This is a genomic window from Candidatus Kuenenia sp., assembly GCF_027493735.1.
Classification (GTDB): Bacteria; Planctomycetota; Brocadiia; order Brocadiales; family Brocadiaceae; genus Kuenenia; species Kuenenia stuttgartiensis_A.
Window position 1 is genome coordinate 176,859 of record NZ_JAOSKF010000012.1, and the last position, 26,426, is coordinate 203,284.

A 26,426-nucleotide genomic window follows, 5' to 3' on the forward strand; every position below is an offset into this window, starting at 1 on the left:
AATATATACTTGGTATTTTATTCAGCGTCTTTTACGCAACGAAAACCTACGTTGTTATCCCGTCCTTCGGGATAACTGCAACTACGATAAGCGCTCCTGAGAATATAATGATGATTCAACCATGAGCCTCCTCTCACTACACGGTATTTTCCTTCTTCATACCAATCCTCGCACCATTCCCAAACATTCCCCGACATATCATAGCACCCATAAGGACTTGCGCCTTCCTTTCTGGCTCCTACCGCCGCCGGGGCGCCAGTATTAGGGTCGAGATTAAATACGGCCAGCGTATGGTCAGGCTGCATGTTTCCCCACGGGTATTCCCTTCCGTCAATCCCCCGGGCAGCCTTGCCCCACTCTTTTTCTTTAGGGAGTCGTTTTCCCGCCCATTTCGCATATGCAACCGCATCACTCCAGCTTACCCCTACCACTGGTTGCAGTGGTTTGTTAAATCGTTCATTATTCCAGAAAGAAGGGTGTTTCGCGCCAGCTTCATCAATAAACTTCTTATATTGGGAATTCGTTATGGGAAACTTATCAATATAAAATGCATCGACATACACAACCTTCCTGTCCTCTCCCATAACAAAATTACCGGCAGACACATACACCATTTCAGAGCCATCTTTTTCGTTAATAATACTTTGCTGTGTCATATGCATATATTTTCTGTAAAAATAGTTAAAATGGAGATTTTTCAAAAACTACATTGTTGCTTAAAATTTCAATTCTTGTAACACTTTAGCTTTTTGAAAAATTCCGGGAAAAAAGAATAACCCCGAAGGGGTAATATGATTATAGAATGTTCGGTGTTTCATGAAAGATAAAATTATATCACCCCTTCGGGGTTAATTATGGGTTTTTTGTATAATTTCTATAATCATTTCATCCCTTCGGGATTATTGGAATTTTTCAAAGAACTAAAGTGTTACCAATTCTTACCATTACGAGATTCTCCATTTGCGATAATGCGCGGTGGCATTTTCACTACATCTCCTTCCCGCACATTATGTATTTCAAACCAATTAGATTTCATTTCCAGGGCGTAGCGAACCTTTTCGCGTGAGTCATGAAGATCGAGGCTCCTGGGTTTCATTGTTTCTATCTGGGTAATCCGTCCATTCTCATCTATAAATGCAACAGAAAGAGGCACATAGGTATTCTTCATCCAGAATGAAAGCCTCTTTTCATCCGGAAAGACAAAGAGCATGCCTTTATTATCTTCTAAGGTATTACGATACATTAGCCCTGCCATGTGTTCTTCAGGGGTAATCGCCAACTCTACCTCTATGTCTGTTCCGGATACCGTTATTTGCTCTGTTTTCTTTTCATGGTTCCCGTAGCAATCATTTTTTATGCAATGGTATACTATAATGCAAAGGGAAAGTACAGCAGGAAAAAAATATTTTAATGTCCTGTTCATACGCATATCTTTTTCTAAACCTGTAATGAAGAAGCAAAAAAACGTCAATACACGGAGATGGATGTAATACATTTGTTTAATTAGAAAATTACTAAAATCAACAATTTCACTATGTATGAATATTTTACGCACCTCACCTGCAAAGTCAATCCATTTCTCTGCTTGATTTATTAGGGGGGAAGGGATATAGTTCTCATCAAATGATGCTTATATCCTATTTTAACCAAAAACAGTAGAATAGTGTCTTCTTCCCATTAATTATGAAACTGTATCCATTTGTCGAAAACATATTCAAAATTATCTGTAAATACCAGCTTATTCAACCAGATGATTCAGTCATTGTCGGTGTTTCCGGCGGGCCTGATTCTGTCGCTCTACTGAAAACCCTTCATTTTCTTAATGCTGCAAAAAACCTGCGTTTGCGATTATATGTGGCGCACCTTAATCATCAGCTTCGTGGTGATTTTTCAGAAGAAGATGAACAATTCGTCCAGGATTTAGCAAACAAACTCTCACTGCCATTTATTTCAAAAAGGGTAAATATCGGAAAGATCGCTTCAGAAACCAAACTTTCGCTGGAAGAAATGGCACGCAAAGAGAGATATACATTTTATTCCGAGGCATCGCAAAACTACAATGTTTCTCATGTAGCAACCGGACACAATGCCGATGACAATGCAGAAACCATTCTCCACAGAATAATCAGGGGAACCGGCGCTCCCGGTCTTGGAGGAATACCCATTAAACGTCTGTTATCTCCGGGTACGCCGCAGTTGATCATTCGGCCTCTGTTATTTGCATGGAAAAAAGAGATTCTCGAATATCTCAATAAAGATAAGACGAAATACCGGGTCGACGCATCTAATTATGAAAAGGAATACACGAGGAACAGGATACGTCATGAACTCATTCCTTTATTGGAACATAAATACAATCCTAATATAAAAAACGCCCTGTCCCGATTATCGCAGATACTTACGATAAACAATGAATACCTCCTTGCAGCATGCGAATCAGTATTTGAAAACGCCATTGTGAAAGAACCAGACAATGCATATGTTCTTAACGCCGGGTTTCTCCTGAAACAACCAAAAATTCTGCAATTCCTGCTGCTGCAGAAATTGTTGCACGTAATGCATATCCCTCTGAAAGCCATACATTATGGACATTATTCCATGATACTCGAAGGTCTGGCGCAAAAAGGGAATGCCAGGAAATTCCAATTACCGGGTAAAATTACCTTACGGTATGAGCGGGGAAGGCTTTTTTTAGAAAAGGGGTTTTCCCGGGAAACATTTACAGAATTACCGGAGATTCCCTTGAAAATACCCGGGACAACCCAAATTGTGGGTCTTGGCAGTTTAACCGCAGAGCTTCCGGAGAGTAAGGATGTGTCGCTCGAAAAATTTATATTAACGAAAACAAGATATGAAGAGATACTGGATTTCGAAAGCGTTAAAGAACCACTTCTCTTAAGAAAGAGAAATAGCGGAGATACCATTTCTCCATTGGGAACTCGGGGCAGTAAGAAAGTGAAAAAACTATTTATCGATAAAAAAATACCCCAGGGAAAACGCAGCCTCATACCTATAATTGCTATGAATAATAAACCGGTATGGATCGTCGGAATATGTCTGGATAACAGCGTTAAGGTTACTGGCAATACAAAAAAAATACTCAAATTAACCTTTCAACCATCCGGAAGCTAAAGTGTTGCGAATTTTGAATTTGTAGTGCTAATCGAAGGCTGGTTTGAAAGTATAAAACGTGTGGTTCAGGCTTCGTAGTGAGCTTAGCCGAAGGGTTACAAAAAACCATTATTATATTATTTGACCATACTATTCACTTACAATCTTCCCGAAGCCGGCATCTCCCTTATATTTTATAAAATCAGGGCTGTTGCGGGCGGCATTCTTATGCAGGGGATTTAATTGCACCGCTTTCTCTAATGAATCAAGGGCTTCTTCTTTTCTTGATAGCAATGAAAGTGCGCAGGCCTTATTAAATAATACTGCGTCAAAATCGGGGTTGATACGTAGTGCGTTGTTATACATTTTTACAGCATCTTCGTGATTGCCAATGTTATCCAGCAAAAGTCCCTTATTGTTCATTGCTTCAGGAAAGTCTGGTTTTAACCGGAGCGCATTGTCATAAGCATCAAGCGCCTCCTGATATTTTCCCATTTCTTCCAATACGTACCCTTTGTAATTAAATGCTTCATATGCATTGCTTTCTAATAACGCCGCTTTATCAAAGGCGGTTAACGCCTCTTCGTATTCATTTAAAAATGAATGGGAAATCCCTTTATTCATCCATACATCAAAATCATCATTTTTAATCCGTAACGCATTATTGTAAACGTTTACGGCGTCAGCATACTTGTTGAGACGGATAAGTGCAATGCCGTTGTTTTGTAACGCTTCCAGTTTGATTTTTGATAAACGGGGAACGTTCACAGCTTCTTCATCAGTAATAATTTGTCCTACCTTTGCAAATGATTCTGTCGCCTCTTCAAGCCACCCCATCCTGGCCAGGGCATTTCCCTTGTTTTTCCAAGCCTCCGCGTAATCCGGCTGCAATTCTATTGCCCGGTCAAATGCCTTTATTGCTTCAACATAGTTTCCGAGGTGAAACAATTCGCAGCCTTTATTCGTCATTGTTTCATACGAATCAGGCTGTATTATCAATGCCTTTTCATATGCAGCAACGGCTTCATCATGTCTTTTTAAACGGGACAAGGTCAACCCCATATTTGTCCATGCCCCATAAGAATCCGGTTGTATCTCAATGGTCTTCTCATATGCTTTCAGGGCATCCTCGTATCTGGACAGTGAGTCCAATGCGAGTCCTTTGCCATTCCATGCTGCATACGAACCCGGGCTCAGCTCAATTGCTTTATTAAAAGCGTCTACGGCCTCTTCATGTTTTCCCATGTCAGCGAGTGTAAAGCCTTTATTCGCCCATGCCGCATGTTCCTTAGGCCTTATTTTTATTGCGGTATCGTATGCATCAATCGCTTCGCCATACCTGCGCAACCTAACGAAACAGTTTCCCTTATTAATCCAGGCTTCATAATATACCGGATTTATTCTTATTGCCTGATCATAAGCTTCCAGCGCTATGCCCCTTTTTTCCGGAATTCTCGCCAATGCCAATCCTTTATTATTCCATGCTTCATATTCATCAGGTTTTAATTTCAGGATAGAGTCATACGTCTTTACCGATGCTTCGATATCGCCTATGTGGTCATGTACGTTTCCCTTGTTATATAAAACCATCAAAGCATCCGGTTTTATTTCTAATGCCTTGTCGAATGCCTTAATTGCCTCATAATATTTTCCTGTGTGGTCTGAAGCCCTTCCTTTCATATACCACGCTTCCCAGTAATCAGGTTTCGATTGAACTGCCATATCAGCGGCTTCTATGGCTCTTTCAAAATCACCCATATAATCAAGTACGGCTGCTTTGTTATACCATGCCTCCGGCGCATCGGGTTTCAGGGAAATGGCGCGTTCGTACTCGTGAAGCGCATCCTGATAGTTCTGTTTATGTATAAGGATATTCCCCTTATTGATACACTCTTCATAATTTTCTTCCCCAAACGCTACTGTGTTTAGCACGGCAAGCATGAAAAAAAGAAGACTTTTTATTATGAATACATTTTTTGCCATAACTACCATCTCCTCATTGCAAAAAACAGAAAGCAACTAAACCACGGATTAATTTAACCGTGTAATGAAATTTCCATATTCGCGTTTATTAGCGTGTATTCGCGGTTACTTTATTAACCGCGAATACACGCTAATAGACGCGAATGAATAACGAATATTTCACCCTGTTAAATAAATCCAGTTTAATTGTTCAATATTCGATTGCCGACTGCCGACTTTCGTATTGGACTCCATCTGAAAAATATCAAAAACAACTTAGTGCTTATGGTGCTCCTGCCCGCATACCATGTTACTTGAAGGTCAATATATCTCCATCTTCTATGATATAAGGGATATCTAATCCCCACCTTTTGGTTAGCATCCCCTGATAGATTACTGTATCACCCTCATTAAATCCCGATACATTATCTATTCTTGATTTTTTCACCTTGAGTTCTAATTTGCACAGGCCGCCCTCCTGTTGTTCAAACCCTATGCGCAAATCGTTTTCTGCCGCCAGATGCTTGTATATGATCTTCCCCATCCAGCTCAGGTATTTGCCCTCAAATTTGTCCCATTTGTCCCTTTTTTGATCTGCGGAAAAACCGCTCTCTTCGCCAAACATACTTTCCAAATCTGCAAGCGTTTCTATTATATATTCTTTTCCGGGTCCCTGACACAAAACTGTCGTATAAGGGTCAGCGGTTAGTTCCTCTTTTGTTAATGGTTTGGAAGTATCGTCTTCAATTCGGATTACATTGCCGTTTTTCAGTTTATAAGGATATACCTTTGTTACCAGCGAAGCAAGTTCTCCTGTGTACGTTACCAGACTGCCATATTTAACATCGGCAAAGTTTTTCTTATGCTCAGGGTTCAGGTCTGTTTCCACACTCGTATGTCCGTGAGTAGTATTCATTAGCCATCCGTTAATAATCGTCCATCCAATATATTTGACCCTTCCGCGCCACTTAACCTTTCTGCCCTCACATTTCCGCCACAAATTTTCCTTTTGATTATCCGACAAATCGCTTATCACCCCAAATATTTTATCAAACTCCTCAAAATTCATATCAATAAAGCCATCCGCATTTTCTGTAATTGTTATGCCATACCCTGAAGCTATCACCTTTCCTTCAACTGCCTTTTTTTCACTGTTTTCAGATACCGCTTTTACAGGTCTCTTTTTCTCTGCTTCTTCCGCAATATACGTCTGTTTTTTAAGAGGAGAGGCTTTACCCTTATGAAATAACCTGTCAAATTCTCTTTGATATTTTACCAATACAGGAGTTTTGTCCATAAAAATGACATTTTCGCAATTAAACCTGCTTGTTTTTTCATGCCAAAGATAAGACCCTGTTGCAAGCAGTTTGGAATCAAAGATGGCATAGTTATTGTTCATAATACCTTTCTGGATCAATATCTTCACGGCAAACCCGTTTTCCCCGCAATATTGTGATAGTATCCCCTTCGAGAGAAAACGTTTTCTGTCAATAACAATCCTTATCTCTACCCCTCTCTCCTTTGCCTTCGCAAGTGCATTTACTATATCGACTGAAGTGATGTTTCTCGTGGCAATATCAATAGATTCGCGGCAAGCGTCTATCTCGCTAAGGATTTTCTCTTTAATTTCATCAGGAGTAAAATAGACTTCAGATGAAAATGCCTTCACCTGAATACACATAAGGATTACAATCCCTGTAATAATAACCGCATGAATCTTTTTCATACCCACACCCTTTCTTAATTTTTTATTAAGGAACAAATGCACATTGTTTATTGTTGAATTCAGCGTATCCGGTAGTTTTAAAATAAAACACCCGAAAGGATTGATTATTCAGATTTCCCCGGAAAGAACGAGGCGACCTGTGCTTACATAAAAAAGCCATACGCGCTGCTTTAAAAATTGATGGTAACAATAGTAGCGAGATGATGTTTGTAAATAATTGAGAATAATATCGGCGCATGTTATCGGAATGGAAAATTATGACTGTTTAGATAATATCAGCGAAAACAGAATAATGCAAGAAATTAGGAAGGCTGTCCGCATCTTTTTGCCCTGCAAGGTATTTTGAATTATATTGACAAAAAACACTGCCTAAAATAGAATTGAAGCTCAGTATTTTATACGTTAGTCATTTAAAAAAAGGGAGCATATAAATGTTGAACAAAGCACGAAGCAACTGTATACGCATACTATGCATTCTGGGGATATTTGCAGGCATAAATTTATGTTTGCCCCAAAAATCAATCATCTTCGCTTCAAATAAGACAAATAGCGACACTTCGGTAGTTGAAGCCGCACAAAGCTTTGAGAAGATTTTCGCACAAGTGGTGGAACAGGTAAAGCCTGCAGTTGTGTCAATAACTTCAGTAAAAAGCTTTAAACACAAAAGAGAACGTCAGCGTGAAATGCCGAGAGACCGTAACCATCCCCAACCTCAACCGAGACAGGAACAGGAGCAATTTCGCGATTTTTGGGATTTTTTTGGAGATGACTTTTTTGACAAGTACTTAAAACCCCGGTATCCTGAAGAAGATTTCAAGGTTCAGGGACTAGGTTCCGGTGTAATTGTTGACAGCGAAAACGGGTATATCGTCACCAATAACCATGTTGTTGAAAATGCTGACGAACTAACGGTTGCCCTCGGAGATAGGCGTGAATTTAAAGGCACAATCGTTGGCACCGATCCGCAAACGGATATAGCAATTGTAAAGATCGAAGGAAAGGATTTGCCTTTTGCAAAGCTAGGGAATTCGGATTCCATTAAAGTAGGGCAGTGGGCTATTGCAATAGGAAATCCCTTTGGTTTATCACAGACCGTTTCCGTGGGCGTTATTAGCGCCATGGGAAGGGCTAATGTTGGTGTTGCGCAGTACGAAGATATGATCCAGACAGATGCAGCGATAAACCCCGGTAATAGCGGAGGGCCGCTGGTCAATTTAAGCGGGGAAGTGATTGGCATAAACACCGCAATTTTTACCAGAAGCGGCGGTTATCAGGGTATTGGGTTTGCCATACCCGTTAATATGGTAAAAATCGTCATGAAAGACCTCATTGAGAAAGGGAAGGTCACGCGTGGTTGGCTCGGTGTTGCGATACAGGATATCAGCCCGGATCTGGCAAAATCATTTGAGGTAGCCATCGCAGAAGGCGTTATCATCAGCGATGTGCAGGAAAATTCCCCGGCAAAAGAAGCAGGTCTTGAACGTGGTGATATTATAATCAAGTTTAACGACAAGCCAATACGGGATGTTAATCACCTGCGCAATACGGTTGCGCAAACGGAAGCAGGCAAAAAAGTGAAGATAACCGTCCTGAGAGAAGGGAATGAAAAAACACTAACAGTAAAAATAGGCGAACAACCTTCCGATTTGTTTGCTTCAGCGCCGGCCGGGACATTGCCGGAAAAAGAACTTGGTATGACGGTGCAAAATATTACAAGTGAAATTGCAAAAAATCTGGGGTTGGAAAATGAAACAGGCATTATCGTCTCCGCGGTACAGCCCGGAGGCCCTGCCGCAATGGTAGGCATAAGAGAAGGAGACATTATCAGGGAAGTTAACCGTAAAAAAATAACTACCGTGGAAGAATTTAACAGCGCCGTGCAGAAGGGTGACAAGAAAAAGGGCATTTTGTTGCTTGTGAAACGCGGCGAATACGCTCAATATATTATTGTAAAATCAGATAAAGAGTAAGAAAACTTCTCCCAGTACAAAAACAAAACAAAAATGGCAATCGTTACGATTGCCATTTTTGTTAACACTTTGGTTTTTTAGATCTCGTTCCCGGGCCAGGCGGGTTCATGTTTGCAACCGTTCGGTTGTGCGCACATAGTTTCCAGCACCATTACGTTCCCAAACAGATACTTCACTATGTTCAGCACAAGGTTTGGGAACGAGTCGCGCTCGGTAGTCTAATAGATTACGCTAGCAATAACCCGCAGAAACGTGTCCCTGAAATTTAGAATCCCTGTTGTATGGTGATATTTCCCTGAGTCTCCTCACAACGGGTGGAAGGTGTTCAATTATATATTCTACATCGTCTGTTGTCGTATATCTGCTCAGGCTCAACCGGATGGAACCGTGTACTGCGGTAAAAGGAATGCCCATTGCCCTTAATACATGCGAAGGTTCCAGTGAACCAGAAGTACAGGCGGAACCGGAAGAAGCACAAATTCCCTTCTCATTAAGCAGCAACAAAATAGCTTCGCCTTCAACATATTCAAAACTTATATTTGTAGTATTGGGTAACCTGGGAGATTTATAACCGTTTATTATCGCATCAGGGGCCTTTGCCACAATTTCACTCTCTAATCTGTCGCACAATTGTTTTACCCTTGTCTGTTCCTCCTGCATAAATTTTTTTGCCAGTTCACATGCCTTGCCAAGTCCAATAATAGAAGGCACATTCTCCGTACCTCCTCTGCGGTTTTTCTCCTGATGCCCTCCGATAATAAAGGGTGCGATGGATGTGCCTTTCCTTATGTACAAGGCACCAACCCCTTTTGGTGCATGTAATTTATGCCCTGAAAGCGTCAATAAATCAATTGCACTATCAGCGAGATTTATCGGTATTTTACCTACTGCCTGCACCGCGTCGGTATGCAAAAAAGACCCCTTTTGTTTTACAATGCCGGCAACTTCCTCAATAGGGAAAATGACGCCGGTTTCATTGTTTGCATGCATAATAGACACAATTGCCGTATCTTCTCTCACCGCTTCAGACAATTCATCCACATTGAGCATTCCATTTCTATCTACCCCCAATTCTGTGACATGATACCCATGTTGGGTGAGATATGTACACAAGTTATAAACCGCAGGGTGCTCGACCCGTGACGTCACAATATGCTTTTTACCCGGATTCGCCCGGAGGATGCCCAATATCGCAGTATTATCACTCTCCGTGCCGCAACTGGTAAATAATATCTCTTCCGGCCCGGCGCCAATGAGGTCCGCAACCTGCTGCCTTGCCTTGTCTATTTTCTTTGCAACCTGACCGCCAAAAATATGCATGCTGGAAGGATTGCCGTAATATTCAGAAAAAAAAGGCAGCATTTCTTCCAAAACCTCAGGAGCAACCTTTGTAGTCGCATTGTTATCCGCATAAACAACCTTCATGATATTACCTCCTCCACAATGAGCGTATCGGTGACGAATTCTCTTAATTTAGCCTCTACCGTCGATTTTAAGGTTACTCCCGAACTCGGGCATGCGGAACAACTTCCCCGGAAAGAAACCATTACCCGGTCGCCGTCGATATCAATCAATTCAATATCACCTCCATCCGCCAGCAGGGCAGGGCGAATCTCCCTTTCTATCGTCTCCTGCACAAGCTTCATTTTTTGAATATTCGTTAATTTTTTAACGGGTTTCTGTACCTTTTTAATAATTTCTTTCTCTTTTTCCTTGTGCCAGATTTCATCGATAATAGCCTGGATTTGAGGATGACACGACTGGCAGCCTCCTCCCGCTTTGCAATAGTTTGTTACCTGGTCAATAGTCGTCAGCTTATGCTCCCTGACTTCATGAGCGATCTTATTGTCGGTTACCCCAAAGCATTTACACACAATTGTTCCCTCATCAACAGCTTTCTCCAGCTTTATCCCGCGATAATTCGCAATAGCAGCTTCCAGCGCCTCACGTCCCATAACAGAACAATGCATTTTTTGTTCAGGCAAACCGTCAAGATACTCTGCAATATCACTATCAGCGACCTTCTCTGCTTCAGCGATTGTTTTCCCTTTTATCATCTCTGTCAGGGCGCTTGCCGAGGCAATGGCGCTCCCGCAGCCGAAGGTCTTAAATTTTACATCCGATATAACGCCCCCGGCATCTATTTTCAGCATCAGTTTAAGCGCATCACCGCAGGCTAAACTGCCTACTTCTCCCACAGCATCCGGATTTTCGATATCGCCAACATTTCTCGGATGCAAAAAATGGTCTTTTACCTTTTCAGAATAGTCCCACACCTTTTATTCCTTTCTTTACAACTGATAAGAAACAGATTTTCACTGCCAATATACACTAATGCATGTATTCGAATATATTCTTTTCTCATTGTCATGTCAAGCATTGCCTGACCTTGTTACACCCAAGGTGGCATAGCAGCCAGAACCAAACAAGCAAGATGAAAAAATACGAAATTCGAAGTACGAAATACGATACAAATTCAAAAATACAAAATCCCAATAAAAAACCTGGTTTTGAACATTTGAAAATTGAAAATTAGAATTTGTTTCGCGTTTCGTATTTCACCATTAAATATTTTTCCTTTAACCTGATGCTCTGGATTACGGCCGTCGCGTTAATCCCGCTTTTCTGGCAATTCTGATACATGGAAAATCTTAACAAAATCTTAATAATTTCTTTATATGGCCTTAATATTTGTAATTTATAATCCTTGCGTTTTCATTATAGTCTGTTGCCTATCGTAACAATACAAAAAGACATAACAGAAGACGTGTTGCAGGCATGATTGTGCTATAGAGAAACCGAAAAGAGTTTGTATTTTTTTATTTTATATGTGTTGTTTTTAAAAGGAGAAATTTTAAATGATCGGCCGTAAATGGCGTAATTTTATGCTACCAAATTTCTTTGTTTTTTGTGTGTTATGCATGGGCGGTGTATCTCCGATAGTGTTTGCACAGGGAGAATCCAGTACCGATGCCAGAAGTGAGGTAGAAGAATTAAAGCAGCAATTAAAACTGATGGAAGAGGCATTTGCACGGCAACAGGAACAGATGGATGTTTTAAAAAATCGTATAGAGATAATCAGCACGGAAACCAAGGTTGTCGTGAAAGAAGAGACAAAGCAGGCAGTGCAGGACTATTTTTCCACAGATGAGGCCAAAGAAATTTTGGGAGTTGGCATGCCCGATATGATCGTTGAGTATACGCCGGACGATAAAAAATCAGCCTTAAGTATCAGAACGACCGATGGCAATTATTCCCTTAACATTGGCGGACGATTGCAGATGCAATATGAATATAAAGACAAGGACGATGATTTTGGCGAGTCGGATACACAAAATATCGACGTCCGTCGTGCAAGGCTTAATTTTGGTGGTAATATCTACAGCAAAGACCTGCATTATTATGTGGAAATAGACGGGGATAAATTCGACGTAGGGGTGAGGGATTTTTACGTATACTGGACGCCCTTGGAAGAATTAAACACTAAAATTGGTTACTTTAAGGTGCCGTTTAACAGGCAGCGGCTAGCATCCTCTGCAACACTTTTGCTTCAGGAAAGGTCTATTGCCAGCGAGTTCTTTGACCAGGACCGTGATTACGGTGTAGATTTGTATGGAAAACCCTTTGATGGATATATGGAATATCACGCAGCGGTGTTTCAGGGGGCGGGAGAGGATCAGGCGGACTGGTTTCAGGGCAAGGAAAATTTTGACAATGAACTTATGTTTGTTCTGAACGCCCGGTATAATCCGTTTGGAAAGTATAACTATTATGATGAAACCGATTTGGCTTATTCCGATACATTAAAAGCAACCATTGGCGCATCCGTTGCCTTTAACGGAAAACGAAAAGATGTTAAAGAGGAAGATTATGACAACATTACGGGTGTAGTTGATTGCGGATTAGTATATAAAGGGATTTCCTGGAATAATGAATATTATCTTATGTCAAGAGATCCTGAATCAGGCGGGGAATCCCTGGAATCAGAAGGCTTTCATACGCAACTTGGTTACTTTGTATTACCTAAAAAACTGGAACTTGCCGGACGTTACTCCGTGATAGACCCCGATGACGATATTTCAAATGATATTCAACGAGAGTATACTTTTGGAGTCAATTATTACTTTCGCGGCCATCGCTCAAAAATTCAGGCGGACTTCGGGCATCTTGTAACAGAGGGGGAAGAAGAGGATAAAGAGGAGAATAGGGTACGGGTACAATACCAGATTATGTTCTAAAAAGGAGAAAAATAAGTCGATTTTCAATATAAATTCGAGTAATATATCGCTCATATAATTTAAGGAGGAATGATTATAATGATGAAAAAATTATTGTTATTGTTAACTATTGCAAGTTGGGGAATAATAGGTGCGGCCTATGCCGAAGAACCATTAACGGCTGAACCGGAGATTAAATCCTATGCAAAGATAGGCGGTGTCTCGGGAAATCTGAACAGCATCGGTTCTGATACCATGAATAACCTCATGACGTTTTGGGCAGAGGGTTTCAATAGGTTATACCCCAACGTGAAGGTACAGATTGAAGGCAAAGGGTCTACAACAGCGCCTCCTGCGCTGATTTCAGGGACAGCACAGATTGGCCCGATGAGCAGGGCTATGAAACCAACGGAAATCGATGCATTTGAAAAAAAGTATGGTTACAAACCAACAGAAATAAGAACAGCGCTCGATGCATTGGCGGTATATGTAAACAAGGATAATCCTATAAAAGGCCTGAGCCTGCCGCAGATAGACGCGATTTTTTCAAGTACCAGAAGAGGCGGATATAAAGAAGATATTAAGACCTGGGGACAACTTGGGCTGACGGCAGATTGGGCGTCAAAACCGATAAGTCTTTATGGGCGCAATTCCGCTTCCGGCACCTACGGTTATTTCAAGGAACATGCACTTTTTAAAGGAGATTTTAAAAATACGGTAAAAGAACAGCCTGGTTCTGCCTCTGTGGTTCAGGGGATTACTGAAGACCGTTATAGCATCGGATATAGCGGTATAGGATATCAGACATCGGGTATCAAAACCGTGCCTGTTGCGTTGAAAGAGGGAAGGCATTTTGTAGAGGCAAAATCAGAGAACGTGCTGAACGGTTCTTATCCCCTTGCACGATTTCTCTATATCTATATTAACAAAAAACCGGGGCAGCCTCTTGACCCTCTGATTCGAGAATTTGTCAGATTTATCCTGAGCAATGAGGGCCAGCAAATAGTGATAAAAGATGGATATATGCCATTGCCGTCGTCAGTTGTGGAAAAAGAACTGAAAAAAATAGAATAGCATCCATCATTGCGATTCTCAATATCTGCATTCAATCAAATTGTTTTAATAATCACCCCTTTGTATTCCTAAGAAACTGAAAATTAGGGAAGAGGGGTGGTTTTCTTTTAGACCGCACTGTTTGTTCGCATATGAAAAGCCTGAAAAGCAGAAAACTTACCGACAAAACTGCCCGCTGGATGATCACATGCAGCGGTGTAGCCACCATATTTGTAATACTTGCCCTCTTTGTCTTTATCTTCATGGAAGTCCTTCCCCTTTTAAAAGGAGCGAAGGTTGTAAAAGAAAATACATTTGCCATTCGTAAGGCGGCGGTTTGTATTGGCGCTGATGAACATCTGGAGATTGCGTATGTCGTGTATAATAATGGCAAAACAGAATTTGTCTCGCTGCGGGACGGCAGTATTATCAGGAAACACGATCTTCCCGGGATTGGTAACGCGCATATCACATCGGTTGACAAATATAAAGACCATCATGTTATGGGAATGGATGACGGGAGAATTTTAACGGTTTCCATTGGTTTTACCCAATCGTTTGAAAACGGAAAACGGATAATATCCCCGGTAATTTCTTCGCGTAAAGCGATTCATACGAATGAAGAAGGCGATTCTTTGCCTTTTGCAGTGAAACACATTGTTTCGCGGGAGGATGAAGAAACAAGTGTTACTGCGGTACATACTGACGATGGCCGGTTGTTGCTGCTTTCTTCAATAATAGAGACCTCTCTTTTTGGAGAAGGGGAAAAGAGGGATTTATGCCAGGATATTACCCGCCTCATTAAAAAATCGTTACGTAGAATTACCCCTTTTATACATAATCAGACGGAACAGCCACTGCGGGAAGGGACGATTGCCATAACTGCCCTTGCCCTTGACATTTTTATGGATAATCTTTATGTCGGCACAGATTCAGGGGAGGTAATATGTATTGACATAAGGGAGAAAGAGGAACCCGTAGTTTTGGAACGGGTAAAGGTTTCCGGCAGCGTCGTCTCCGCAATGAGGTTTTTGTTGGGCGATATTTCACTGGTGATTGGCGACTCAGAAGGCAAAGTTTCCTCCTGGATGAAGGTGAGAGATGCATTGTCTCTCTCGGGATGGTCGCTGAAAAAAATACATACGTTTCAATCCCATAACGCCCCGGTAGTGGCTATTGCCGGGTCTGTGAGAGACAAGGGTTTTGTTACTGCCGATTCAAACGGTTTGGTACTTCTCCGCCACGCCACATCAGAACAAACATTGTTAAATGTGAAAACGTCTTCTCCTGTAACCGCACTTGCCTTCTCTCAAAAGGCAAACGGCATCCTGGCAGCCGATGCATCAGGCGCATTATATTTGTGGAACATTTCTAACCCGCATCCTGAAACTACATTAAAGACACTGTTTGGCAAGGTATGGTATGAGGGATACGAAAAACCTGAATACATATGGCAATCAACCGGCGGTACGGACGATTTTGAGCCAAAGTTCAGCCTGATTCCTTTAATCTTCGGTACGATCAAAGGCACGGTGTATGCGCTGCTTATTGCCGTGCCAATCGGCATATTCGGGGCGCTCTATACTTCGCAATTTCTCCACCGGTCTTTAAAGGTAATCAAGCCTGTTATTGAATTAATGGCGGCACTTCCCAGTGTGATTCTGGGTTTTCTCGCAGGATTATGGCTTGCTCCGTTAATTGAAAAAATCTTTCCGGCTTTGGTAATTATGCCATTTTTCATTGTACTTTCCATTTCTGCCGCGATGATTATCTGGAAGGTGACTCCTCTATTCTGCAAAAGTAAATACAAACATGGCGTGGAATTGGTATTTTTGATACCATTTATCATCAGCGCAATTTTTGGATCTATTTGCCTTTCGGGGGTATTTGAATCGTTTGCTTTTGGAGGAGATTACCGGCAGTGGTTATTACATGTTTTAGGGCTGCATTATGACCAGAGAAATGCAGTTGTAGTAGGGTTTGCCATGGGATTTGCGGTGATACCGCTTGTTTTTACCATATCAGAAGATGCCATGAGCAATGTTCCCGGAAGCCTTATTTTCGCTTCTTTGGCACTTGGCGCTACACCGTGGCAAACCGCGATGAAGATTGTGCTCCCCACCGCAAGCCCGGCTATTTTTTCTGCAGTTATGATCGGTTTTGGGAGGGCAGTGGGGGAAACCATGATCGTGCTTATGGCAACGGGTAATACCCCTGTGATGGACTGGAATCTTTTCAGCGGATTCAGGGCATTGGCTGCAAATATTGCCGTGGAAATACCCGAAGCGCCGTTTGGCGGAACTCTTTACCGGGTGCTTTTTCTTGCATCACTTCTGCTTTTTGTGACAACATTTATTGTTAACACCCTTGCCGAAGTAGTCCGGCAAAAGATGAAGAAAAAATACAGTAAACTATGAAAAAGTTTTTAAAGTCAGGTGATCCATATGTGTGGTTAACCGCAAGCTCTCTGACCATATGCCTTTTGATGGTTTGCGGGCTGATTACGCTTATTATGATAAAAGGGCTTGGTATATTTTGGCCGCATACCATTGTTCATTTTCATCTCAAAGACGGGACAACGGTTTTAGGGGAGGTGGCAAAAAAAGAGCCTATTCCCTACGAAAAAGATGGTTACCGGACAAAGATCAAAATAGGCAACCGTGATATTTACGGACTTGATTTCAGATGGATTGATGATGACAAAATAGTTTTACTGGAATATCCCGCCGATGCTGTTGCCATCGAGAGGCGCGAGTGGGGAAATATGTATGGGTTTTTGCAGGGCATTATAGGAAAGAACGGCGGGATTGAAGCAATACAACCGGAAGGGGCAATGGGGTTTATAAACGAAAATAAAAAACTTTTCAAAAAAATAAGGCGGCTCGAAAAAAAGGAAATTGGCGACATTAACTATCAGATGGAAAAAAAACGAATTATCGTAAAACAATTACAGTCGCTGCCGCCGTCTGATATAGTTCAAAAAAAAATGGATGGCGTCAAAATAAAAATTGACGCCCTTGAGAAAATATATCGCGAAAAGGAGGCCTTGCTTTCAAACCTTTACCAAAAGGCAAGAGAGAAAGAATTCATCATACGTCTTGCCGGTGGAGAAGAAAAAATACTTCCTGTTTTTCAGGTAGTACGTATGTACACACCCAATTCGATGCATGTATTCGCAAAAACAGGTTTTTATCTGACAAAATTGTGGGAGTTTATTGCCGATGAACCAAGGGAGGCCAATACGGAAGGGGGGATATTCCCTGCAATATTTGGTACGGTCATGATGGTATTTATCATGAGTATTGCCGTCGTTCCCCTTGGAGTATTGACGGCAGTCTATCTGAAAGAATATGCCGGTGATAATTTTATTTCACGGATAGTACGCATCTCGGTCAACAATCTGGCAGGTGTTCCCTCAATTGTTTTCGGGGTATTCGGGCTTGGCTTTTTTATCTATTTAATAGGGGGTACTATTGACAATGTGTTTTTTAAATCTGCATTGCCGTCCCCTACGTTTGGAACGGGCGGTATTTTGTGGGCAGCGCTTACGTTGGCATTATTAACGGTGCCGGTAGTGGTCGTTTCTACGGAAGAGGGGCTGTCTTCCGTGCCCGGATCGATAAGGGAAGGTTCTTACGCCCTTGGCGCAACAAAATTTGAAACGTTATGGCGGGTTGTGCTTCCCCAGGCCGCCCCGGGCATACTTACCGGTACTATTCTGGCAATGGCTAGGGCAGCGGGAGAGGTTGCACCGCTTATGATTACGGGTGTTGTGAAACTTGCACCTTCTCTCCCCATAGACCATCATTTTCCTTTTCTTCATTTAGAAAGAAAATTTATGCATCTGGGTTTCCACATTTACGATGTAGGGTTTCAGTCGCCAAATGTCGAGGCTGCAATTCCCATGGTATATACCACAACCCTTGCATTACTATTTAGCGTGCTGGTATTAAATATTACGGCAATAATAGTGCGTAACAAGTTGAGAAAAAAATACAGGATGTCATCTGTATAAGAGATGTATGTTTCTAAAGAAGTAATTTTGAAAACAAGAGAGGTGTACCATTTCTCCCGGTAAAATGAAAAAAAAACCTAATCCGGTAGTTAATATTACAGACCTGAAATTGTATTACGGCGACAATTTAGCCCTGAATGGCATAAACCTGGATATTTCAGAAAAAATGATCACAGCGTTTATCGGGCCTTCCGGATGCGGAAAGTCAACGTTAATCCGGTGTTTAAACCGCATGAATGATCTTATAGAAGGGGTGCGGATTGAGGGTTCCATTAAGATTGCCGGAAAAGACATTTACGACCCCTCTGTCAATGTCACTGAACTCAGGAAGCGGGTTGGCATGGTATTCCAGAAACCAAACCCGTTCCCGAAAACAATTTATGAGAATGTGGTGTACGGTCCGCGTGTATTGGGAATAAAGAAAAAAAATACACTGGATGATATCTGCGAAAAGACGCTTATAAAGGCGGCGCTATGGAACGAGGTAAAGGACCGCCTCCATCTCAGCGCCCTTGAACTGTCAGGAGGACAGCAACAGAGGGTGTGTATCGCAAGGGCAATCGCCATGGAACCGGAAATTGTACTTCTCGACGAACCTTGTTCCGCGTTAGACCCGATTGCCACGGCAAAGATAGAGGACATGCTTGTCGAACTGAAAAAGGACTACACGGTGGTTATCGTAACCCACAATATGCAGCAGGCGGCAAGGGTTTCCGATTATACCGGGTTCTTTATGATGGGGGAACTTGTAGAGTATGATGATACGACTGAATTATTTACGAAACCGAAAAAACAAAGGACAGAGGATTATATAACGGGCAGGTTCGGGTAGAAACGTGAAAACAATTTTCATTGCAAAAACAGCGGTTATTTCGCAGGGTATCCTGGAACAATTACGCCATGTTATGGTGCTGGGAAAGGACGGGTTTTGCCGGTTTAAAAGAGAGGGGAGGCGGGGACGTTATGGTACGTGAAGTATATCACAAGGCTTTAAAAGCGCTGCAGGACGAAGTGCTTGATATGGGGAAAATGGTTTCGCAGGCGATACAGGATTCCATACAGGCATTGCAAACCAGAGACATAGAGGCATCGAAGGAAATTATAAAAAAAGACCTGGAGATTAACAAAAAGCGGTTTGACATTGAGGAGAAATGTATTGTACTCATTGCGACACAACAGCCTCTGGCGGTGGATTTAAGGACGTTGACCGCTATTCTGAGCATAATAACCGACCTTGAACGGATGGGTGATCATGCGGAGGGCAATGCCAAGATAAATATTATGATTGGCGAGGAACCTTTGATAAAACCATTGGTTGATATTCCACGAATGGGGGAGATAGGCATTGCCATGCTGGAAAAATCTCTCAAGGCCTTTATGGAAAGAGATGTGGAAGCGGCAAGGAGTGTATGTGATGAAGATGATAAAGTGGATGCGCTCCACGACCAGATTTACCACGAACTTTTGCTGCTGATGATGGGTAATCCAAAGATAATCAATCTGGCAACCTACCTTACATGGGTTTCTCACAATCTGGAACGTATTGCGGACAGGGTGACAAATATAGCGGAAAGGACGGTATATATGGTTACGGGTGAAATGGAAGAATTAAATGTGTCGAAATATTAGTGAAAGTCGTTGAAATATAACAATTTGGTTTTTTGAAAAAGCAGGGGGCGAAGCATTTGCCATTTTGGGTATGGATACATTTATTACAATTTACAGCAAATGCTTCGCCTCTACTTTTTCAAAGATTAAAGTGTTGCAAATTTTTTTATCCACAACTCACCAGTTCATACGCCATACTCCCCAAACCTATTTCCTGGGCGTAATTCATCTGAACGGTGTAATCTATTTTTGGCCAGGATTCCTTAAAAAAGTCCTTGCCGATGTGTTCCCTGATTAGATCGGTGGTCGCTTTTTCAATTGCAACGGGGTCCCATGAGGCGATGATGCCGATGTCTGCAATATCAGGCTCAAAGGGTTTGTCCATACAATCGCAATGATGGGTAATGTGCGTGAGGAAGTTAAAGAAAACCGCCTTCCCTTCTTTTCCCTTTAAAAGAGCAAGACAGTGTTCCGCCACCTTTTTCTGGAGATTTACGGCATTTTCGTCCCATGCAATCTTTACCGCCTGAAACTGGCATACTGCCAGGCATTCTCCGCAGCCGATGCATATTTGCGGGTCAATGATTGCATATTCTTCCCCAATTTTAATCGCTCCAACCGGACACCACTTTCCGCATACCCCGCAGGTGGTGCATTTTTTCTTAAGAATCTGCGGTATGACTCCAGAATGTTGTGATAATTTTCCACCGCGTGAAGAGAGTCCCATCCCGATGTTTTTCAACGTTGCCCCCATGCCGGTTGCGAGGTGTCCTGTTACATGGGAAATAGAGACGATTGCATTGGACGCCCTTGCCACTCCCGCAACATGGGCATATTTGCACATTTTCTGGTTGATCTCTACCTGCACATCATGTTCTCCGAAAAGGCCGTCTCCGATGATGATCGGAGCGCCAACACTTTCATAACTGAAACCATGTTCGTGCGCATGTGCGATATGATCAACGGCATTTGTCCTTCTCCCCAGGTACAACGTGTTTGTTTCAATTAAAAAAGGTTTCCCGTCATGCTCTTTTACCTTGTTGACAATTGATTTAATAATTGGTGGTTTGAGGTATCCGATATTCCCTTTTTCGCCGAAACTTGTTTTTACCGCCACCATGTCATTTTTCTTAATGGCGTCCTTAAAATTGGCATAATCAAACAATTTTCCCGCTTTTTCAGCGAGGGAAGGGACCTTTTCTCCATTTTCAGTTTTTATAAAATATACTTTAGACTTCATATTTCTATCCTTCTTTGAACAAACCCACCCCTCCCAAGAGAAGGATTATCAAATTCCTCCTTTTGGGAGGGGTGGGTAAAAATGAATGCCGTTAGGTTTTTGTCTTTTAAAAACCCAACCTAATTTAAAGTTTAGGAGTTTCAAACACCCCAATAATCCCCCCTGTCGGCATGCAGTAAAACAGGGTTGATCAGCATCTATTCTTCTGCCTCGAAAGTAAGACTACAAAAAATAGCTTAAGCACATATACTACAACACGATATGGTTATAAAACCATTTTCATTGTTTCTGTGTGTTGTGCAAATGAAACATGATGACTGCTTGTATTTCTAAATTGATACTGTATTTATGTTTTATCGCCTTTCCTATACACTTCTACCCTGTTTCTGCCCTTTGCTGCTGCAGCAGAGAGTGAAAATTCGGCGGCATAGACGAATTCTTCAGGAGACTGCGCCTTAAATTCAACAAGACCCAGGCTTATGGTGATCTTGCCCATAGGCTGAACCTCTTCATAAAGGAACGGATAATCGTGGATTGTTGAGACAAATCTCTTTGCGAGGTTGGTTGCGGACGACATAATGGTATTTGTCAGCAGCAGGGCAAAAGTGCTGTTTCCGTACCGGATAAAAATATCAGACCCCCTTGTGTTTTTCTTGACAAGCCCGGAGGTTTTTTTAATGACGAGATTGCCATAGTACTCTCCCTTCCGGGCAACATAGTTGTCAAAGTGATCAATATCGAAAAGTATAAGCGCCAGCGGCAGATTATATCGTTCCGCCCTCAATGTTTCCTGCACCAGCCGTATCTGAAAATACCGGTGATTGAAAATCATGGTCAGTTCATCAATAAGCCCCGCCCTTTTCGGGTGCATGATCTCGATATCCTTCAAATGATTTATAAATGATTTTGAGCTTAATGATTCCCTCCATAAAACCCATTCTATCTGATCTACCATTTCCAACCGTTCGTTTGGAGAAAGTGTTTCTGCGGCAATGGCAAAAATGGGTATGTCTTTCAAGGCGGGATTTTCCTGAAATTCTCTGATTATTTTAAATCCTCCCTCCTGTATGCCCAAATCAATGATAATAGAATTCGGCTTTGTCGCCAATGCAAGGCTAAGTCCACTTTCAACATCAGTGGCAGTCTGCATCAGAAACCCTTCATTTTCAATGGTGCTATGAAGGGTCCCCATGGTGGTTTCATCGCTGGTAATAACAAGAATGTTTACTGGAAAATGGCTTTTCTTTGTGACAAAAGACATTTCCGAAAGTTTCTCGAGAAGAGTTGTCTTTTCCACTGGTTTTACCAGGTAGTCTGCTGCCCCCAAGGCAAAAGCCAGCTCTTTATTCTCCACAATAGAATGGATTATTACCGGAATATTTCTGGTTTCCGCATCCGCCTTAAGCTCCTGAAGTACCGCCAAACCGTCTTTTTTTGGAAGCATAATATCAAGGGTAATCGCAAATGGCCTGAGTTCCTTTGCCTTACGTAATGCTTCTTCTCCGTCATAGGCATGCGCTGCCCGGTAACCTGCCTGGGTAAGATGGATGTCCAGAATCTCGGCTGTCGGTAAATCATCTTCCACCACAAGTATCAGTGGCCCTTGTTGTTCTTCTTCTGGCAAGGCCGTCAGGGAAGTCATGGATGCCTTTACAGCACCGTATCCTTCCCTGACTATGAAGGGCATGTAGACATTAAAGACCGAACCCTGCCCATAAATGCCTTCAACCGTGATATGTCCCCCGTGTATTTCCACGAGTTTTTTCGTAAGCGAAAGGCCGAGTCCCGTGCCCTCCGTGGATTTTGAGGAATCGATCTGCTCAAATTCCTCAAAGATCCGCTCTCTGTCTTCCGGTTTGATGCCTATTCCCGTATCCCACACGGAGACCTTAAGGAACTCCTGCGATTCTGTTACCCATGGGAAGGTTTTTTTATCGCTGATTATCTTTTCAATGGCAATGCCTACATTGCCGCTATCCGCCGTAAACTTAATTGCATTGCTTATCAGGTTGTAGAGGATTTGCTTAAACTTTATCTTGTCTGCGGTAAAATAGACGTCATGATGGACCACTGTCTCAGGCACTATCATCTTCCGGTCCGCAAGTGGCCTTATTACCACTAATACTTCATCAATGACGCTTTTCACCGGAAATGTCTGATAGGAAATTTCAGCCTTACCAGCATCTATTTTTGCCAGATCCAGGATATTATTCACCAGATAAAGGAGATGTTTGGCAGAACCAAAGATGGTGTTCAGGTATCTTTGTTGTTTTTCGGTTAAATCTCCAAAGGTTTTTTGGAGCAGTATTTCTGAGAAACCTATTATGGAATGAAGAGGTGTCCTGAGTTCGTGGCTTGCGTTTGCGATGAAACGTCCTTTCAGTTCGTTTGCCCTGACAAGCTCCCTGTTCATTTTTTCAAGCGCGTTTGTTCTCTCAAGCACCTTTTCTTCCAGGTTGTTGGTCAGTTCCTCAAGTTCCTTATTCTTCTTCTCCAGTTCACCTTTCATGCGTTTTTCTTCGGTAATGTCTTTGCTTATCCCTACGGTGCCTATGACGTTACCTGTCTTATCCCGCAACTCCGAAATAGTGAGGCTTATATCAACCGGGGTGTTATCTTTTTTGAGGAGTGTTGTTTCATAATTGGAGAGAGAACTCTTTCCCCTGAGTGCTTCGAGGATATTCGTCCGTTCCCCTTTATTTACGTAGAGTTCGGAGCATTTTTTGCCTCTGATCTCATGTTCCTTGTAGCCTAAAATTTTCTCGCCGCCCTTTGAAAACTTCACAATATTGCCTTCGCAGTCAGTGGTGATAATTATGTCGCCCGAATCATCCAGCATCCCCTGAAAATACATTAAGGATGCTTCCAGGTCGTGGAGTAATTTATACTTTTCAATTGTCTGGGCGGCCATTGTAGAAAAGAGTTTTATGAGGTTTTTATGTCTTTCGGTAAATACCCGTGGCTTGAAATCGTCTAAATAGAGTATGCCGACTACACTGCCGTTTAGAAGGAGCGGCGCTGCAAGGAGAGATTTTATACCTTCTTTTAAAATCACCGTATCATTAAACATCGGTTCCTTCTCAACATCCTGAAACTCGACCGGCTTGGTTTGTTCCAGTATATATCGGGTAATGCCATCCCCTCTGGGTTTCCATCGCAATGATTTCAGGAAATCGCGGCTTAAGCCTTTTTGAGAGGCCATAATCATTTCTTCGCCGTCAATGATTGCAATGCTCCCGGCAGGTGTGTCCGTAAGCCTCAAGGCGGAACCAAGCGCCTCGTCAAGGGCGCCGGTTAAACTTTTAGATCGTGTAATGAGTAGCCCGCTTTGATACAGTGCCTCCATGTCCTTTCTGGCTTCTTGCTGTTTACTTACTAATTCCCAGAGGAATCTTGCCCCTGTACCCTCTATAACCTCTACAGGATTGGGGGAAGATTTTCTGATATATTCACTTATCTCAGCGTTGCCGGTAACGTTGAGAATAATGTCTGGTTTTTGACAATAGAGTTCATCAATGGTATCTGTACTAAAAATTCCACATTCTTTAGCGAGGCGCAGGGCGGGCGCATTCTTGTCCTTATCGGTTATGCCGACTACCTGTGTCTCGCCATTGTTGTGAAATATATCAAGAAGGGCTTTGCCGCCCTTTCCTGCACCCGCTATGGCAATTTTTATCATACTGCCAGACTCCATATTATTTAAAGAAACAATCTGTTAACAGTCATCAATCCTCAATCTGCAATCCTCAGTCCTCAATCTGCAATTTGCCGATTGCCGATTGTCGATTGTAGACTGAAGACTGCCGACGAGGGAACCACAGATTTCCTGGCGCGGCCTTTGGCCGCAACCAAATTCGAAATACGAAACAAATTCAAATGTCAAAAAACGTAACACTGTAGTTAATCTTTATAGATATTATCATGACGATCAAAATCGAAAAGTGTTACAATCTTTTCTTTTTTATTTATCTCATAAACCAAAACGAATGATCCTCAGACGTGAACTCTTTGTTTATTTTGCAATGGTTTTTTCAGCGGTTTAAAACGATAAGGATCTGCCAATATCTCTTGTACTTTCCGATTAATTAACCGCAGCATTTCTTTGTCTTTTTTCTGAAGTCTTTTGAACTTCTTGTCAAGACTTTCCTTAGTGGCAAGCTTATACACTATTTTAGTCCGTATCTCTCTTTGAAGTCATCAACTATAATGGACCTTTCCAGGTCAATATCTCTTATCCGTAAAATAAAATCTTCACGTAACTCTGGCTCCTCTAAAAGAATCTTCTTAATCAGATTTATATCATGCTGCAGATCAGTAATCTTTTTGCAAATAGTTTCAAGTGTTATATTTTTCACATAGTCTCCTTTTTATTTAGCCACGAGTTGATGGATAGTAGTACAGATTAAAAACGATAGCCATTAGCCAGATTGCTATGAGCCAATCACAGACTCATTAACGTTAATCTCTTTTCAGCGGCCATTGATTCAGATACTGCTTTTCCATCATTTCTATAAATTTTCCCGTAAGATGGGGATCCCATTGTCCTGACATTTTTTCCTTCTTCATGGTGGCTATGACTTCTTCCCGCGTAAAAACACCATTCCTGTAAGGTCTTATAGACGTCATCGCATCGAATGTGTCAATAATATTTACCATTCTTGCCATAACAGGTATTTCATTGCCCGTAAGTCCGTCAGGGTAGCCTTTTCCGTCCCATCTCTCGTGGTGGCTTCTTATAATAGGGAGTGCCTGGCGTAAGGAATATAATGGTTTGCAGATTTTTGATCCGATCACAGGGTGGTCTCTCACCAGGGTTGTTTCATCTTCGGAAAGACGGGCGCTTTTTAGAAGTATTGCTTCATTTATTCCAATCTTTCCAATGTCGTGCAATATGCCGCCTTTTCTGATACTAATGATATCTTTATCAGGAAATCCTAAAAAACCGGCAAATTCCGCCGACAAATTGCCAACCCTTTCTGAATGTCCTTTTGTATAGTAATCTTTAGCCTCGATGGTAATTGCGAGGGTAAAGATTATATCTTCTGAGCATTCCAGTTCATCCTGGAGTCTCTCAAGTTTAATGAGGGAGCGAATCTTTGTAATAAGTTCGAGGGTGTTGAATGGTTTGCTGAAAAAATCGTCTGCCCCTGCCTCAAGTCCTGTTATTTTGTCTTCTACCTGATTGAGACTTGTCACGAGGATTATAGGGAAGAACTTTCTCCTGGAGGTAGACTTCAGTCTTTTACACAATTCGTAGCCATTCATCCCCGGCATCATTACATCCAGAATGGCTAATTCAGGAGAATGAGTTTCAGTGAACCGAATGGCTTTTTTTACGTCGGTGGTAGCTTCAACCCTATATCTTTCTGTGGTCAATACCGCTTCTATGAGTTCAAGGTGTGCCTCAACGTCATCTACAACGAGGATTAATGGTGGTTTTTCTTTTTCCGGATACAAAAGTTCCATTGTATAGGTATATTGGTTAAATGTTATGTTATTTTTGATGGGCGTACTGATGGTTTAC

Annotated in this window: 19 protein-coding genes; 9 read left to right on the top strand and 10 right to left on the bottom strand. The window is 42.0% G+C overall.

Annotated elements, in window-relative coordinates; all coding sequences use genetic code 11:
- Positions 1-17: 17 nt before the first annotated feature.
- Entirely contained in the window at positions 18-656 is a 639-nt protein-coding gene (locus tag M5U24_RS07395) for an SUMF1/EgtB/PvdO family nonheme iron enzyme (RefSeq protein ID WP_157820364.1), read from the bottom strand.
- Positions 657-928: 272 nt separating this feature from the next.
- Complete coding sequence (locus M5U24_RS07400; protein ID WP_197705320.1) at positions 929-1,423, bottom strand: DUF192 domain-containing protein; 495 nt, start codon at positions 1,421-1,423, stop codon at positions 929-931.
- 260 nt (positions 1,424-1,683) lie between these two features.
- On the opposite strand from M5U24_RS07400, the gene tilS reads away from it, so the two are divergent.
- Complete coding sequence (gene tilS, locus M5U24_RS07405; RefSeq protein WP_099324108.1) at positions 1,684-3,132, top strand: tRNA lysidine(34) synthetase TilS; 1,449 nt, start codon at positions 1,684-1,686, stop codon at positions 3,130-3,132.
- A gap of 129 nt (positions 3,133-3,261) precedes the next feature.
- On the opposite strand, the gene M5U24_RS07410 is transcribed toward tilS, so the two are convergent.
- Entirely contained in the window at positions 3,262-5,094 is a 1,833-nt protein-coding gene (locus M5U24_RS07410) for a tetratricopeptide repeat protein (RefSeq protein ID WP_169703550.1), read from the bottom strand.
- Between the two features lie 289 nt (positions 5,095-5,383).
- Positions 5,384-6,799, bottom strand: coding sequence for a phospholipase D-like domain-containing protein (locus M5U24_RS07415; protein ID WP_099324106.1), 1,416 nt, complete (start codon positions 6,797-6,799; stop codon positions 5,384-5,386).
- Positions 6,800-7,230: 431 nt separating this feature from the next.
- Here M5U24_RS07415 and M5U24_RS07420 point away from each other — a divergent pair, with 431 nt between their 5' ends.
- Positions 7,231-8,769 carry a DegQ family serine endoprotease gene (locus M5U24_RS07420; RefSeq protein WP_099324105.1) on the top strand — a complete coding sequence of 513 codons (1,539 nt, stop codon included), beginning with the start codon at positions 7,231-7,233 and terminating at the stop codon, positions 8,767-8,769.
- Between the two features lie 231 nt (positions 8,770-9,000).
- Here the strand turns inward: M5U24_RS07420 and nifS are convergent, their stop codons facing one another.
- The gene (nifS, locus tag M5U24_RS07425; RefSeq protein WP_099324104.1) at positions 9,001-10,194 is read right to left on the bottom strand and encodes a cysteine desulfurase NifS; all 1,194 of its coding nucleotides are present in this window, start codon (positions 10,192-10,194) and stop codon (positions 9,001-9,003) included.
- Positions 10,191-11,045 carry a Fe-S cluster assembly protein NifU gene (gene nifU, locus M5U24_RS07430; RefSeq protein ID WP_099324103.1) on the bottom strand — a complete coding sequence of 285 codons (855 nt, stop codon included), beginning with the start codon at positions 11,043-11,045 and terminating at the stop codon, positions 10,191-10,193. Before nifU ends, nifS begins: the two co-directional genes overlap by 4 nt.
- Before the next feature lie 582 nt (positions 11,046-11,627).
- Between nifU and M5U24_RS07435 the strand changes: the two genes are divergently transcribed.
- From M5U24_RS07435 to phoU, 7 genes are all read left to right on the top strand, one after another.
- A complete protein-coding gene (locus M5U24_RS07435; protein ID WP_099324102.1) occupies positions 11,628-13,007 on the top strand; it encodes a porin in 1,380 nt (459 codons plus the stop codon).
- Between the two features lie 78 nt (positions 13,008-13,085).
- Positions 13,086-14,060 (top strand): PstS family phosphate ABC transporter substrate-binding protein, encoded by a 975-nt coding sequence (locus M5U24_RS07440; RefSeq protein WP_099324101.1) that lies wholly within the window; start codon positions 13,086-13,088, stop codon positions 14,058-14,060.
- A 131-nt stretch (positions 14,061-14,191) separates the two neighbouring features.
- Positions 14,192-16,456: an ABC transporter permease subunit gene (locus M5U24_RS07445; RefSeq protein WP_099324100.1), complete on the top strand. Its 2,265-nt coding sequence runs from the start codon at positions 14,192-14,194 to the stop codon at positions 16,454-16,456.
- The gene (gene pstA, locus M5U24_RS07450) at positions 16,453-18,054 is read left to right on the top strand and encodes a phosphate ABC transporter permease PstA (protein ID WP_099324099.1); all 1,602 of its coding nucleotides are present in this window, start codon (positions 16,453-16,455) and stop codon (positions 18,052-18,054) included. Before M5U24_RS07445 ends, pstA begins: the two co-directional genes overlap by 4 nt.
- Before the next feature lie 64 nt (positions 18,055-18,118).
- Positions 18,119-18,886, top strand: coding sequence for a phosphate ABC transporter ATP-binding protein PstB (gene pstB, locus M5U24_RS07455; protein ID WP_099324098.1), 768 nt, complete (start codon positions 18,119-18,121; stop codon positions 18,884-18,886).
- A gap of 4 nt (positions 18,887-18,890) precedes the next feature.
- On the top strand, positions 18,891-19,028 hold the full coding sequence (locus tag M5U24_RS07460) for a hypothetical protein (protein ID WP_157820363.1): 138 nt from the start codon (positions 18,891-18,893) through the stop codon (positions 19,026-19,028).
- The gene (phoU, locus tag M5U24_RS07465; protein ID WP_099326961.1) at positions 19,018-19,683 is read left to right on the top strand and encodes a phosphate signaling complex protein PhoU; all 666 of its coding nucleotides are present in this window, start codon (positions 19,018-19,020) and stop codon (positions 19,681-19,683) included. The genes M5U24_RS07460 and phoU overlap by 11 nt, the downstream gene beginning before the upstream one ends.
- Before the next feature lie 145 nt (positions 19,684-19,828).
- On the opposite strand, the gene M5U24_RS07470 is transcribed toward phoU, so the two are convergent.
- The 4 genes from M5U24_RS07470 to M5U24_RS07485 all read right to left on the bottom strand — a co-directional run bounded on the left by M5U24_RS07470 (position 19,829) and on the right by M5U24_RS07485 (position 26,368).
- A complete protein-coding gene (locus M5U24_RS07470) occupies positions 19,829-20,902 on the bottom strand; it encodes a DUF362 domain-containing protein (protein WP_099324097.1) in 1,074 nt (357 codons plus the stop codon).
- Between the two features lie 346 nt (positions 20,903-21,248).
- Complete coding sequence (locus tag M5U24_RS07475; RefSeq protein ID WP_164994825.1) at positions 21,249-24,581, bottom strand: diguanylate cyclase; 3,333 nt, start codon at positions 24,579-24,581, stop codon at positions 21,249-21,251.
- A gap of 487 nt (positions 24,582-25,068) precedes the next feature.
- A complete protein-coding gene (locus M5U24_RS07480; protein WP_099324095.1) occupies positions 25,069-25,257 on the bottom strand; it encodes a hypothetical protein in 189 nt (62 codons plus the stop codon).
- A 103-nt stretch (positions 25,258-25,360) separates the two neighbouring features.
- Positions 25,361-26,368, bottom strand: coding sequence for an HD domain-containing phosphohydrolase (locus tag M5U24_RS07485; RefSeq protein ID WP_099324094.1), 1,008 nt, complete (start codon positions 26,366-26,368; stop codon positions 25,361-25,363).
- Between the last annotated feature and the right edge of the window lie 58 nt (positions 26,369-26,426).

Excerpts from the sequence above, each read along its gene's own strand:
- M5U24_RS07395 (WP_157820364.1), bottom strand. The coding sequence starts at position 656 with ATGACACAGCAAAGTATTATTAACGAAAAAGATGGCTCTGAAATGGTG.
- M5U24_RS07400 (WP_197705320.1), bottom strand. The coding sequence starts at position 1,423 with ATGAACAGGACATTAAAATATTTTTTTCCTGCTGTACTTTCCCTTTGC.
- tilS (WP_099324108.1), top strand. The coding sequence starts at position 1,684 with ATGAAACTGTATCCATTTGTCGAAAACATATTCAAAATTATCTGTAAA.
- M5U24_RS07410 (WP_169703550.1), bottom strand. The coding sequence starts at position 5,094 with ATGGCAAAAAATGTATTCATAATAAAAAGTCTTCTTTTTTTCATGCTT.
- M5U24_RS07415 (WP_099324106.1), bottom strand. The coding sequence starts at position 6,799 with ATGAAAAAGATTCATGCGGTTATTATTACAGGGATTGTAATCCTTATG.
- M5U24_RS07420 (WP_099324105.1), top strand. The coding sequence starts at position 7,231 with ATGTTGAACAAAGCACGAAGCAACTGTATACGCATACTATGCATTCTG.
- nifS (WP_099324104.1), bottom strand. The coding sequence starts at position 10,194 with ATGAAGGTTGTTTATGCGGATAACAATGCGACTACAAAGGTTGCTCCT.
- M5U24_RS07435 (WP_099324102.1), top strand. The coding sequence starts at position 11,628 with ATGATCGGCCGTAAATGGCGTAATTTTATGCTACCAAATTTCTTTGTT.
- M5U24_RS07440 (WP_099324101.1), top strand. The coding sequence starts at position 13,086 with ATGATGAAAAAATTATTGTTATTGTTAACTATTGCAAGTTGGGGAATA.
- M5U24_RS07445 (WP_099324100.1), top strand. The coding sequence starts at position 14,192 with ATGAAAAGCCTGAAAAGCAGAAAACTTACCGACAAAACTGCCCGCTGG.
- pstA (WP_099324099.1), top strand. The coding sequence starts at position 16,453 with ATGAAAAAGTTTTTAAAGTCAGGTGATCCATATGTGTGGTTAACCGCA.
- pstB (WP_099324098.1), top strand. The coding sequence starts at position 18,119 with ATGAAAAAAAAACCTAATCCGGTAGTTAATATTACAGACCTGAAATTG.
- phoU (WP_099326961.1), top strand. The coding sequence starts at position 19,018 with ATGGTACGTGAAGTATATCACAAGGCTTTAAAAGCGCTGCAGGACGAA.
- M5U24_RS07470 (WP_099324097.1), bottom strand. The coding sequence starts at position 20,902 with ATGAAGTCTAAAGTATATTTTATAAAAACTGAAAATGGAGAAAAGGTC.
- M5U24_RS07475 (WP_164994825.1), bottom strand. The coding sequence starts at position 24,581 with ATGATAAAAATTGCCATAGCGGGTGCAGGAAAGGGCGGCAAAGCCCTT.
- M5U24_RS07485 (WP_099324094.1), bottom strand. The coding sequence starts at position 26,368 with ATGGAACTTTTGTATCCGGAAAAAGAAAAACCACCATTAATCCTCGTT.